This window comes from Leisingera sp. F5, from assembly GCF_001593695.1.
In genome coordinates, this window is sequence record NZ_LUKH01000058.1 from 1 (window position 1) to 13,244 (window position 13,244).

Consider the following 13,244-nt stretch of genomic DNA (forward strand, 5'->3'; position numbering starts at 1 on the left):
GTATGCCGCTGTGCCGACGGACCGCGGACCCCGTTGTGCTTGCGCTGAAGGAAGAGAATGTCGTTGATTACTTTGATCGGAAACCGGGTCCCCAGCCGGACGAACATCTCATAGTCGATAGACCGGCTGAGGTCCTCACGAAAGGGTCCTACGGCGTCGTAGCAGGACCGTCTGACCAGGCTTGCGTTCTGGAAGAAAAAGATGTCTTCCAGCAAATGGCGAATGACGCTTCCTGCGGACAGGTCCGGCCAGTAACCGGTTCCCGTGAACGTCTTTTCCCCGCCGCCAGTGCCGGCATGAAACCGGACGTGCGCACCGGCTGCAATGCCGGCATCATCCGTATCAAGAATATGCGCCAGCTTTTCAGCTGCGTCCGGGCACGCGACATCATCGTCATCGCATATCCAGATATACTCGCCCTGAGCATGTTTCATTGCAGCGTTCAAGGCTGCAGATTTACCCTGGTTTTCTGCCTTGAAGTACTGGAGAACACCGTTCAAATCTGCACTTAAAGCCTGTTGGACGACCTCCGCGGTGCCGTCGGTTGATCCATCGTCCCAGATGATGATCTGATCCAGTGCCCGGGTCTGATCTGCAAGTGCCGCAATGGCTTCGCCGAGATACCTGCTTCTGTTGAATGTCGGGATAATTGCCGAAATAGAACCTTGCAAACTGACGTTCCCTAAGTGAAAAATTGCATGCAGCCCAAAGCAAAGAAACACGGGTGGTTTTCATACATCTAGTGCTGTGCGGCGTGGCGGACACTTGTTTGTCGCTTCGATGCCGGCGCCGGATGCGGAAGGAACAGATTATGCTTCGACTGCTCATATTTTGCCTCGCTCCCCTGATTTGCATGCTCTGGGGAAATGCGCAGGCGCAGACTGCGCCGGATTCTTACCGTCTTTCCCCGGGAGACAAAATCAGCCTGCGTGTTGTGACTTGGGATGAGGAGGAGCGCGGCTACGTGATCTGGCGGGCAGTCAGCGGAGAGTATTCGGTTCAAATCGAAGGGCGTATAATGATACCGCTTGCCGGCCGTATTCAGGCGGTTGGCCAGACGCCCGAGGAACTGGCTGACAAGGTTGCCAATGCACTGGAAAAGCAGATCCGGAGCAACATCCGCCCGTCAACCGCTGTTGAGGTGATAGAATACAGCTCCTTCTTTATCATCGGGGATGTCGGCAATCCCGGGGCTTATCCCGTCCGGCCGGGCCTGACGGTGCTGCAAGCCTTTGCACTGGCCGGCGGAGGGCGGCGGCTGGAGGAAACGGGTGTCGACACATTGGCAGTCTTGCGCGAGACCGGCTCGCTGCAACAGATCGATTCAGAGTTGCTGCGTGCGCAAATCACCGCCATCCGGCTGAAGGCTGAGGTGGAAGAACAGGCTGCGCTGCAGTTCCCGGACTCTTTTTTCCAAACCGGCAGCCCAGAAACCTTAGCCCCGCTATTGGAGGAAGAAAGCAGGATTTTCACCTCGCGCAAGACCGCCCTGGACCGTGAACTGGCATCCTTGAGCGAGCTTATATCTTTGCTGACGACTGAAATCGAAACCTTTCAAAAGAGGATCGAGAGCCACCAGGCCCAATTGGAACAAGCTGAAAACTATCTTCAGGACACGTACTCCCTGCTCGAAAAGGGGCTTGCCCGGACGCCTCAATTAACCCAGGCGCAGAAAAGCGTATTCGACATTGAAGAAAAAATGCTCGACCTTCAAAATGGGTTTTACCGCGCCCATCAAAGCATCAAGGAAGCTGAGCGGGATGTTTTGACGGTAAAGGCAAACCGGGCAACTCAGGCCGCAGTGGAGCTGCAGAATGTGAACGCGCGGATCGAAACGCTGCGCACCCGCCGCGACACTGCGCGCAGGCTTCTTTTGGAACGCGGGGAAGATATTGAGTTTGCCGGCGAGGGTCAGCAATATTTCAGAACCTTCCGGCTCCAACGCGGCAATGGCGAAGGGCAGCAGATCTTTCAGGGATCCGGTACGATTGTTTTACCCGGAGATGTGATTACGGTCGAGCAGACACTGAGCCTCGCTGACAGCATTTCTCCCGGCTGAAACCGGCCGCTATCAGAACCGGCCCGCAGGCTATCGTTGCAAACCTGGGATCAGCGGAAGCAGGTCACTCACGGAATACGCCGATTGCCTTGGCGAGCGTCTTATGCTGAAGGGAAACCGCCACTGCAAAGCCGGTGATCCATATCAGACCCGCCATCCCGATTTCAGCCGCATGCCCAGGCTGCCAGGATGACCGCAGGACAGCGTGAGCGCCCGCCATGGCCAAAGACAGCGCGACCGGCACCAAAAGCGCATTGAGGCAATCCGGAACCTCGATCGGCACCACCTTTTTCGCCAGATACCAGCCGCGAGGCACAATCAGAAAGCCCCAGAGCGAGATAGCGGCTGCAACCGACAATACATCGGACAGAGCGGCTGCCGTGATAACGAGGCCTGCATAGAGAATAGTGGACTCCGTGCTCAGTCTCACATGCAGGTCTGTGCGGCCGGTTGCCCGGAAAATACAAGCCAGCAGGGTCACAGCGATTGCTTCGAGGGCGAGGCCGGATATGGATAACGCGAAAATCGGAGCAACCTGTCTCCATTCTTCGGACAGCGCGACAGTGAAAACAGCAGTCCCTGCAACCGCGGTCATCGCCAGTAGCGGAAGCAGGAGAGTCGCCATCAGGTTTATTGCAGCAAGATATATTCTCACGAGACGTTCGGGATCGCTTTGAGCCTTGGCCATGCGGACATAAACGACGGTGGATACCGGCCCTACCAGGCCGAACTGAGGCAGTTTGGAAAACCGGGCGCTCATCGAAAACAGGCCCAAAGACGCCTCGCCGTTGAATTTTCCAATGGCTACAACTGCAACTTGAGCTTTGATCACGGAAATGGCCGAAACCGACAGGGCATCGCGGGCAAAGATCAGGTGCGGGGTGACCAGCCGCAGTTTGAATGACAGGGCGGGCCGGAACCGGGACAGGTAGAGAATTCCCGCCAGCCTGACAGCAGCCAGGGAAACTTGCTGTGCCACAAGAGCCCATATGCCGGCCCCCAAGATGGCAAGGGCAACTGCAAGGCTCAGACTGACGACCGTCGTCAGAACCTGGTTTCTGGCGATGCCGGCATAATCTTCACGCCGCTCGATTTCGGCGTTCGGAGCCGCTGACACGGCTTGAAAGAAAGGGACGACCGACAATGCGGCAAGGACCTGCACCAATTCCGGTTGATCAAAGAAGGCGGCCCAGAGCGGTCCGATTGCAAGTACGGCGGCAGCCAGCCCGATACCCACCGCAACCAGCAGCCAGAATACACTGACCCATTCCTCGTGATCATAAGAGGGGGTCCGGATCAGCGAACGGCCGAGACCGGCATCGCTCAGAACGCTGCAAAAGACCACCACCGACATGGCCATCGCCATCAGTGCGAATTCCTCGACCGTCAAATGCCGCGCGACAATCGGCAGAACCATAATCTGCGACAAGGCCAAAAACAGGCGCGCCGAAACCAGCGAACTGACGCTGACGAAAAAGCTTTTGGCTGAATGCCAGGCGGGGGAGTGGTCTGCGGCCACTTCAAGTCACTCCATGACCTTCACGTCCGCCCAGTCATAGGGTTTGATCGCCGTGCCGGGGCCTGTCCGGATCAACCATTCCGGTTTTGCAAAACCGGGCCAGCAATCTGCCCCCTGCAGGAAGGCTACCGGCACATAAGCGCGCCGGAAGTTTTCGTCTGAAAAGAGGCCGTCAAACGCAGTATCGGCATGCGGCCAGAATGCCAAAGACTTGTCCTTGGCGCAGGCCCGGTTGAAAGCCGCCAGCACATCGGGTGCGTGTTTCCAGAATGTGGCTTTGTCGAAACTCGCATGATTCCGCATGCCCACCTTGACCGGATTGGCATGCGCCATCTCAACCCAGTTCAGGCCCAGCAGATCGAGGATTTCGCCGTCATAGGCCAGTGCGATACCGCCGGCGGGACCAACCCCGATGGTCGGCCGCGGCTCGATCCTGTTCAGGAACCGGCCGAAACTCAGCCCCTGTTCCACCAATGTGTATTCTTTGCGGATATCGAACCTGGCCTGATAATACTGCATCCATCCGATTATAAAGGCTCCGGCGGCCGCAGCAGCGGCGGCAGACTTTGCCGCCGCCCTGACAGGGGCGGCAGCGACCGCAGAAGGGGCGCCGGCGAGCAGCAAGGAAACCCCTATTGGCATCAGCGGCGCTACCGGCTGATAAAAGCGCCAGAGCGTGAAGTGATCCCCCCCCAGCGCGGCATAGGCCAATAGAATTCCGAAAATGGCAGCCCCCGTCACCAAGAGTGCCCGCGCACCGGGGCGGTTCTGTACCGTGGCGGCCATTGCCCAGATTGCCCCCCCCAGCCAGATCGCAACGAAAATTTCCGCAAACGGGCTGCGCAGGAGAAAATCGAACAGGTATTTCAGGCCATCGGCCAGGCCTTGCAATTTGTCCGAGGACACTTTTGCGTAGAATGTATTGGGGAAAGGCTGGCCGAAATAGGACAGGCGGAATGACGTCACCGCAACGAAGGCGGTAATGGCAACAGCAACGGGTCCGGCAACCGCCCGCCAGAACCGCGGCGCGATGATCCCGCTCAGGATGAGCAGGCCGAGCGCGGTGACAATTCCTTCGGGCCGGACCAGGGGCATCAGGGCCGCCGCAGCCAAAAGGCAGACAGTATTGCTCCGGCCGCCGTCCCCCTCCACCAGCCTGGCCAGCAGATACACCATCCAGATCAGTATCATCGACCAGAGTGCCAGCTCCATCATGGTCCAGACCGACCACATGAAATAGCCCGGGCTGGCGGCCAGGCAGACTGACAGGATCCAAACGGCAGGGGCCGGTGCGATGTTCAGCCAGCCGCACAGGGCCCGGACAAGCCGCAAAGTGATATAGATTGCTGTCAGAGTGAACGCGCCGCAAAGCAGGATGATTGCAAGTTCCGGCGCGGGCGTGAGCCAATACGCCAGTGTCAGGATCCCAACCCATAAGAAAGCAGTGGAGCCTTCAACTCTTTCCCCGCCGACATTGTAGACATAGCCTGCACCATTGGCGATATTCTCTGCATAAGACCGTGTGATGGCAGCGTCGTCGATGCCGATGGCGGGCAGCCCGCCCGTCAGCAGCCAGGCAATCGCCGCTCCAGCGCATGCAAGCCCCAGTGCCAAGAGGAAATCTGCGGATTTTCGATCCAGTGCCATTGCGGTTCCCGGTCTCTTCAGAAATTTGTTGTTATGGATGCAGGTCCCGGCTGAAGAGCGGTCCGGTCATACCGAACCGGCCCTGCGCCATGACTGCAGCAATCCGCTCTGCGGCGGTCCCGGCATCAGCGGCCGGTGGATCGGACAAGCCTGTGTCTTTGGTCATTGCTGCCTTGGTAAGCCGTCGTAAGTCATTGAGAAAATCCTTGGCCGGTTGAAGGTTAGCGTGTCAAACATATGTGCAGATAGCGCGCTGCTGGCGCGGGTCGAGGGATCCGGCATTCTGCTTGGCCATTGTCCTGCACATATGCTACCGGCCATTCAAAGATGGCGCCGTTGGTCTGCGCCGGATGATTACGTCATAGCTGTGCGCTGACGACAAATACCGTCCCGCAGCACAGGAACACCAGGAGGCTGATCCTGTCCCTCAGGGCGAAGACGATCGGGTCGTCATGCATTTCTCCGCGGTAGGAGATGATCGCCACACGGTTGATCCAATACAGAAGCATCATGCAAGCCAGCCAGAGCAATCTAGGCTCCGAGTATAGACTGGCGACATTTGCGTTCGACACATAGAGCGCCAGAATGACAACAGAACAATAGCCCGACGCCAGCATCGCACCCAGAACAACCGGCAAGTCGGCAACACGGTAGCCCCTGCCGTCTGTACTGGTCAGTTTCCGGGCTTTCAGGTCCGTCAGTTCAGAAATGCGCTTTACGGCAGCTAAAGACAGAAACAGGAACATGGAGAAGGCCAGAAGCCATTCCGACAGCGGGATGCCGCCGGCAGCCCCCCCGGCAACGATCCGGATGGTGTAAAGGGCGCCCAAGGTCCAGATATCAATCATAAGCTTGCGTTTCAGAACCAGGGAATACGCAAACGTCAGGCCGACATACCCCAGAAGGACAGTGGCAAACAGCGGCGGCAGAAAACCCGCGATCGCCAGCGCACTGACAAGCAGCACCCCGGAATGAACCGTCCCGTGCGCCACTGGAATTGTCCCCGCAGCGAACGGGCGGTTGCGTTTTCGCGGGTGCTGGCGGTCCACATGCAGGTCCAGCATGTCATTGATCAGATAGATGCTCGACGCGGCCAGGCAGAAGGCGCAAAACGCCAGGAACGACGGCAGCAGCGCCGCCGGATCATGCGCCGCAAGGGCTGGAACAAAAATGAGCAGGTTTTTCAGCCACTGATGCGGGCGCATGGCTTTGATATAATGGCGGCTGCGCCCGAAAGTATTGCCGCTGTCATCATCCGCCAGATGGAGGGCATTCGCGCATATTTCGTCGACACGTTTACGTATGGTCCTGTTGGAGCCAACAGTGATCGCTTGGCGGGCCGCAGGCCACACGTCCAGATCCGCATTCGAGTCTCCGATATAGTCGAAGCCCTTTTCGCCAAAACGCTCAACCAGCCAGCGCGCCTTTTCTTTCCCGGAAAGATTGCGGGTGTCATCCGACCCCACGGCTTCATCGAACAAACCCATTTGCGCCGCGATCTGCTTGACCTGCCTTTGGTTCGAGGCCGAGACCAAAAGGACCTCGCGCTCTTCGGCTTTGGCCGCGCTGATAAGCGCAAGAACTTTGTCACGCATCGGAACAGATGCAGCATCGATCAGGACTTCCGATGCGAGCCTGTCTTTGAATTTGGCTTTGCCGGACAGCAGCCAGGCTGCAATCTGCGGCAGCTTCGCCGGATGCTTGGAGATGAGCAGTAAAAGCGCCTCGTGCATCGTGTCGGATTTTGTCAGGGTTCCGTCCAGATCGACGATCAGAGGCACGTCTGTGCGACCGGTTTCGTCCAAATCAAAAAAGCCTGCCGTTTCGCGCTGCGCTGCAAATGTCGACGTCATATCGTTACCAAACTCAAAAAAATTGCACAAATCAAGGGTTTTGGAGCCGCAAGGGAAAATTCTAACCCATGCTGAACGTGAAAGCGAAAGGTGATTTCACAGTATAGTGCCGCAAGGCGCTGCAGTGTCCAGGTGAACCCATTGCGCTGTCTCTGCGGGATCCCTTCGAAGAAAATGCATTCCGTTCCGGCAGTGCTGCTGAACGCCTCTGAAACCCGCCCTTGACCGGCCCGGGTAGATTTCGGGCGGCCTCAGTATCAGCATGGCATTGCTTGACGAAGACGGCGGCCGCTGATCAGGTTTGGCAGGGCCGCGGTCTGATCTGCCGGTTGCGGGCCGCTGGATGACGCCGCCGCCCCAATCACCTATAGTCTGACTGAAACCGACCCGTCATTGAGAAATGCATGCAGCCTCAATATTCCGTGCCGATAAAAGACTTCCTGCATTCAACAACAGGTGCAGCGGCCAGCCTGTTCCTGCCGCCCATTAAGAAGTTTGCCATTCTTTCAAGCGGCCGATCTGGCTCTAATCTATTGATATCATTACTTAAATCTCATTCTAAAATCTTTCAGCACGGTGAAATATTCGGAGAATTTCAGCTTGAAAGCCCATTGGTACGCCGACGGATCAACCAAGCGGGGGTGTGTGCCTATCTGGACCGGCGCCTCAGCCGCCTGACAACCGAACAAATCTCCGGCGTCAAAATTCTCTACAATAATATCGAGCCTCGATATGGAGATGTGCGAGGTATCCCAGGGACTGGAGACTTGCTGGAACATCTGCAGGCCAATTCTTCCATCCGGATCATTCAGCTCCGGCGCCAGGACAAGCTGGCCTTGCTGATTTCAATGCGCCTGGCGAACGCGCTCCAGCAATGGGTGTCCGGATCCTATGGCAACAAGACCGTGCATATGTCCGTTGAATGGGTCCATGAGCAACTCACTTGGCTGGAAGCCTGGGAGTCCCGCATTGTGGAGACCTTTCCAGAGGACCGGCTGTTTCAGATGACCTATGAAACGCTGGCGGCCAACACACAGGATGAGATGCACCGGCTGTTCGCATTCCTGGGAATTGAGCCTGCACCGGTTCATACGCGCATGTCCAAGCAGAATACCCGCTCAAAATCTGAAGTTATCGAGAACTATGACGAACTGCGCGAGGCCTTCCACGGGACATCCTATGCGTCCTTGTTCAGCGAAGAGCTGCCGCCGTCTGGATAAAAAACCCGGTTGCTCTTGCAAGCGCGTGCCGAGCGGCCGGCTTTCATCACTTTCAAGGAGACCCGCTGACAGAACCTCCCTGAATTGCAACGGTCAAAGGAACCGGCCTGCAGCCATGGAACATTCTGTCATCCATGCCCCCTGCTGCAATTGTTCATACGCGGCCATAGAATTCGCGATTTGGCTTTCTGAAGCATCCCTTCATGACGCCGTAGTGGAAACCGCCGCGGAGCGCCCAAAAGGCGCATCTTGTCCTGCTGCTCAAAGATACGATGGCGCGAACCCCGCAATAGGCTGATTTGGCAAGACTTTTAGCCAGCAATAGCGGCACCTTCCGGGACTGCCCCTGCCGGGCGCAAAATCCATAGATCGTTCCGGTTGCCATGTTCTTTGTCAAAAGCCAGTCGAAGGACAGGCGGGAAGGATCTACGGGTTCGTGAACAACCGCAGATGTGCTGATCGCCATAGGGAAACCCATGCGATGCAGCCGGAAAAAGAAGTCGATATCTTCGCCTCCGGTCCGCCCGAAGTCGAGGCGGAACCGGGCATCGCGCAAGCGCGCGTCCCGCCGGTCCAGGAGCACGTTGCCGGAAAACCCCGTCTCAACGGTTCCGTTCAGCGCGGAGGGCACGCTTGAGTGGATTTTGTTGTCGCGCATCCATTCCGGCGCGCCGGGCGGGTAAACGGCATGCACCGGGCCAAACACAACAGCGGCCCGCTCCCGGGCTGCGGTTTCAAGAAGGCTGGCGATCCAATCCGGTTCAGCGATCTCGTCATCGTCAATAAACACCAGATACTCTGCATCGGAATTCTCGAGGCAGGCGTTTCGCGCAATCGAGATATTGCCGGCCGGGGCATGCACATAACGCAAGTTAAGCCTGAGCTTCCTTGCTTGCGCTTCGATCGCGGCTTCTCTGATGGGCCGTTCATCGTTGTCGGCAATGATGATCCGGATTTTCACGTGCTCTGGAAGGTTTTGAACGGCGAGGCTTTCCAACGTCTTGTGCAGGCTGTCGCGGCGGAATGTGCAGATGCCAATGTCAATATTCATGTCTTGCCACCTGCACGGCCAGTTCTTGCCTATCTACTTTGTGACCAAAATTGTAGTTCCATTTCCGCTCAATATCCCGCACAACTAGGGTGCTCGCCGCCGCGTAAGATCGGATGCGGGGACACTGCTGCTGCCAGACAGGATCAATGTTGGCAATGATCATATCCAGATTGTTCTTCTCCTCAGCCGTCTCGATCGGATTGTGTTTGCTCATATGCCTGCTGTCCGGGGGGTCTTGGCTGATGTGGCTTCTGGCTGGCTGGCTTTTGTCGGCCCCGCTGTGTTTGATCATACTCTACGTCGAGCACCGCAGCCGCTTCAAAAGCCGGCGCAGCCCCCCCGCCCAGCGGACTTCGTCATACTGCTCCGGACAAGCGGCCGGAAACAAACAATAGCACAGTCTTCCAAAAAATCTGAAGATCGAGCCGCAAGCTTGAATTGCAGACATACCACACATCCATAGAGACACGCTCAGCATAAGAGGTGTCCGAGCGCCCGCCAATCTGCCAAGCACCGGTGATGCCTGGCTTCACGGCTTCATAATATGCTCTATCCTTGCCGTATTGCGCCAATTCCTCCTGCGTCACTGGCCGCGGGCCGACAACGCTCATGTCTCCGATGAACACATTGAAGATCTGCGGCAGCTCATCCAGGCTGGACTGGCGCATCAGGTTTCCGAGGCCGGGAAGGATCCTGGGATCATTTTTGAGCTTTCTTGTTTGCTCCCATTCGCGGCGCAGAACCGGATCTTCTGCAAGTATTTTGTCCAGCACCTCTCCTGCATTGGGCGCCATGGTCCGGAACTTCAAGCAGGAAAACTCTCTGCCTCCCAAGCCGACACGGTTGTGCCTGAAGATTGGCGACACCTGGTAAACCAGCATGATGTAAAGCGACAGCATGGCCATGAGCGGTGCAAACAGCACGATCATCATCAAGGACAGCATGATATCGCACAGCCGTTTCGCGATTTTCCCGGAAAAACGCTGTCTGCCGGTGAAACCGGTTACGCCTGCGGAATGTGCAAACTGACAGGATGTGCTTCTTCTTGTACCAAACGCCCTATCTTCCTCCGACACTGAAGTCGCGGAGTCCAAAGACATCACAGATTCCCCCCACACAAAAACTTTGTATTCCCAGCAAGCCCAATACCCTGGCGGAACAATCACAGGGCAGCGGCGCAGCTGAAGTTTACCAATCGTTAACGTTTAGAGCTTACCATCTATTGCCTTTGCTGCAAGCGGCAAGCCGCCGCGCCTGAAATTTGCCGATAAGCAAACTCTTGGCGCAAGCTGATGAATGCGCAGGCAGCATCGCGGCCTGCAGCCTGAAGCTTTCAAGTTTAGCAAAACGTTAGCCCAAAGACGCCCTGGCCTGAGCCCGGCGCCGGCCACCGGGTCCTGGAGATTCCCGGGGCTTGGCTTCGCCCCGGAATCCGGACGGCTTTAAGTGAGGGATACCGGCTGTTGGCCCCCGGGAATCAGAAAGAAGATGAAATAAGGGCCCCTTGCGGGGCCCTTGGGGACTCTCATTTCATTCTGTTTGGATTACAGGGCCAGCCAGTCGGCAGGGTCTGCAGCCTGCAAGTCGCTCAAGTCGATACCAGCCAAAGTGAGCGTTTGGCCCGCCCCGGCAGACAAAGCGGTATCCGCACCGGTATCGGTCATACTGCTCAGCACATCCTCTGCATCGGCAAAGCCCAGGGCGGACAGGTCCAGCAGGATGGTGCCATCAATGCGGAAGCCCGTGATATCATCTGAACCGCTGCCGTTTTCGACAACAATGGTCCCTGCACCGTCATCATCAAAGGCAAAATCATCATCGCCAGCACCAGCATAAAGAACATTGGCACCGGCGCCGTTCACGTTGACAACATCATCACCGCCACCGTTGTAGATGGTGTTGATGCCGGTCGCCGCATCACCAATGGTGATGGTGTTGACGCCAGCGGTGCCGCCGCCGAAGACGGTGTTGTTACCGGTGCCGGTGATGGTGATGACGTCGTTGTCATCATCATCACCGCCGAAGATGATGTTGTTGCCGGCTCCGGAGACAATGATGGTGTCTGCGCCCTGGCTGCCGCCAACAGTGTTGGCGCCTTCCGCGGCCCCAGCAATTGTCAGGCTGTCGCCGCCTGCGCCGCCCCAAAGCGCGTTGCCGCCATCGCCGTTGACGGTCAGGATGTCTGCGCCTGCGCCGCCGCCCAGAATATTGTTGCCATCGGCACCGTCATTGACGTCGATATTGTCGCCGCCTTCACCGCCCCACGCCTGGTTCGCACCATCGCCTGCGATGTCGATATCATCGGCGCCGCCGCCGCCGGCCACGATATTGTCGCCGTCGCCGTTGATGTCAATGTTGTCAGCCCCAGTGTCGCCGTCGCCAGCCCACACGCGGTTGTTGCCGCCGTTCAGGATGAACAGATCGTCTCCATCGCCCCCGAACAGGGTGTCGTTGCCGTCACCGCTCTCGAGGGTGTCGTTGCCGTCGGTGCCATTTTGCAGCACGTCCTCATCAGGACCCGGAACAGGATCCGGTTTGGGCTCGCCCGTTTCACTGGCAAAGTCCTGGCCAATGGATTGAATTCCGTCCTCATAGTAATGCTTGACTTCGTTTGACGGAGGCGTGAAGCCGTTGATCTTGTATTGCTGCAGTTCTGAATCCTGGAACCCTTCAAGGCGCAGCGGGATGAGCACGGCCTGGTTTTCACCGGTCATCCGGTCGCCGGCCCACCAGTAGAAGGCCAGATCCCAGGTGCCGTTGCTGTTCTCGATCGCCCCGTATTTTTCGAGAAGGTAATCTACATTGCTTCCCTTGATTTTAGTCTGCAGCCCCTCAAACGTGTGCACGTCCTGACGAAACCAGGTATTCGCGTGGAATTTGAAATCGCCGACGCTGTCAGTCAGGGTGCCGCGAATATCAAGCTCGGCTCCGTTCGGGCGGATTGTCATTTTCGCGCCGGAATCCGCCTTGAAAGTGATCTGTTCCACTGGCGTCAGATCCGCGCTGTCGATGATCCGATCATCAAAGCTGACCAACTGCCCATCCAGATTATAACCTGAAAGAGTTTGGCCAACGTCCCTGTATGTCACGTCGACAAATACGCCATCAGCATTGTAGCCACGCGCGGAGAAGACACTGACCGCGTCTTCAACGTGAACATTCGACAGGTTGATGCCTTCAACTTTGTCGCCGACTTTGAAGCCTCGGCCGACGTGAACAAAGAGCGTGTCCTTGAACACGTACTCATTTGTATAGTTGAAGATGTGAACGGCTTCGTTCATGACGTTGTAGGCCGTCAGATCTGTAAATGTCTGCTGGATGTCTGTGGCGTTGTCGATTTCCCGATGGCCGGTAAAGATACCGACATCAACGGCCATTATCTGGTTGCCGCTGAAATCGATAATGGACGTGTCTTCCTCGCCAAAGCGTTCCTTATAAACGAGAGGATTGCCCGAGGGATCGAACTGAACAACATCCGTGGTCGGCCCCTGGGTGCTGGTCTCGGAGGTGTTGAACATCCAGGCGGTCTTGGAATTCGCGGCGATGTTGTCTTGCTGGATGATTTGCCGCGCCTGGCTTTCATAGGCGACGCCTTCGATACCGAAATCGCCGGACTTTTCCAAAGTCAGGACGTTTGCATCACCTTTGCCGCCAGGATCCCGCCCGGTGCCGACGGTGGAGGTGACAAAATTGCCGATCCACTGGCCGGTCTCATTTGCGTCTTCCGAAACGATGCCGGCGCCTGCAACGCCATAGACGAAATTGTAATCGATGGCTGCGTGGCTGTCGTGGTGGACGATGCCCCAGCCAGGGCTGCCGGTGACCGCATTGCCTTCGACGATCGCGAGCTTTGCGTCCTCCTCCGCACCGGTGCGGTGGATATGAACCGCATAGC

At 57.1% G+C, this 13,244-nt stretch carries 10 protein-coding genes; 2 read left to right on the plus strand and 8 right to left on the minus strand.

From position 1 onward, the window contains the following. On the minus strand, positions 1–722 hold a 722-nt coding region (locus A2I95_RS22660), incomplete at its 3' end, for a glycosyltransferase family 2 protein (protein WP_291733503.1). Positions 723–811: 89 nt separating this feature from the next. Here A2I95_RS22660 and A2I95_RS22665 point away from each other — a divergent pair. Further along, positions 812–2,059, plus strand: a complete 1,248-nt coding sequence (locus tag A2I95_RS22665; RefSeq protein ID WP_291733505.1) for a polysaccharide biosynthesis/export family protein — start codon at positions 812–814, stop codon at positions 2,057–2,059. A 64-nt stretch (positions 2,060–2,123) separates the two neighbouring features. On the opposite strand, the gene A2I95_RS22670 is transcribed toward A2I95_RS22665, so the two are convergent. The 3 genes from A2I95_RS22670 to A2I95_RS22680 all read right to left on the minus strand — a co-directional run bounded on the left by A2I95_RS22670 (position 2,124) and on the right by A2I95_RS22680 (position 7,078). Continuing rightward, complete coding sequence (locus tag A2I95_RS22670) at positions 2,124–3,578, minus strand: oligosaccharide flippase family protein (RefSeq protein WP_291733508.1); 1,455 nt, start codon at positions 3,576–3,578, stop codon at positions 2,124–2,126. A 6-nt stretch (positions 3,579–3,584) separates the two neighbouring features. Further along, positions 3,585–5,225, minus strand: coding sequence for a hypothetical protein (locus A2I95_RS22675; protein WP_291733510.1), 1,641 nt, complete (start codon positions 5,223–5,225; stop codon positions 3,585–3,587). Positions 5,226–5,584: 359 nt separating this feature from the next. Next, positions 5,585–7,078: a UbiA family prenyltransferase gene (locus A2I95_RS22680; RefSeq protein ID WP_291733512.1), complete on the minus strand. Its 1,494-nt coding sequence runs from the start codon at positions 7,076–7,078 to the stop codon at positions 5,585–5,587. 404 nt (positions 7,079–7,482) lie between these two features. Between A2I95_RS22680 and A2I95_RS22685 the strand changes: the two genes are divergently transcribed. Then, positions 7,483–8,298 (plus strand): sulfotransferase, encoded by an 816-nt coding sequence (locus A2I95_RS22685; protein WP_291733514.1) that lies wholly within the window; start codon positions 7,483–7,485, stop codon positions 8,296–8,298. A gap of 154 nt (positions 8,299–8,452) precedes the next feature. Here the strand turns inward: A2I95_RS22685 and A2I95_RS22690 are convergent, their stop codons facing one another. The 4 genes from A2I95_RS22690 to A2I95_RS22705 all read right to left on the minus strand — a co-directional run. Beyond that, on the minus strand, positions 8,453–9,349 hold the full coding sequence (locus A2I95_RS22690; protein WP_291733515.1) for a glycosyltransferase family 2 protein: 897 nt from the start codon (positions 9,347–9,349) through the stop codon (positions 8,453–8,455). Next, positions 9,339–9,563: a hypothetical protein gene (locus tag A2I95_RS22695; RefSeq protein WP_291733516.1), complete on the minus strand. Its 225-nt coding sequence runs from the start codon at positions 9,561–9,563 to the stop codon at positions 9,339–9,341. The genes A2I95_RS22690 and A2I95_RS22695 overlap by 11 nt, the downstream gene beginning before the upstream one ends. A gap of 142 nt (positions 9,564–9,705) precedes the next feature. Next, entirely contained in the window at positions 9,706–10,449 is a 744-nt protein-coding gene (locus tag A2I95_RS22700; RefSeq protein WP_291733517.1) for a sugar transferase, read from the minus strand. Between the two features lie 444 nt (positions 10,450–10,893). After that, positions 10,894–13,244, minus strand: a 2,351-nt coding sequence (locus tag A2I95_RS22705) for a calcium-binding protein (RefSeq protein WP_291733518.1), incomplete at its 5' end; no start/stop codon positions are given.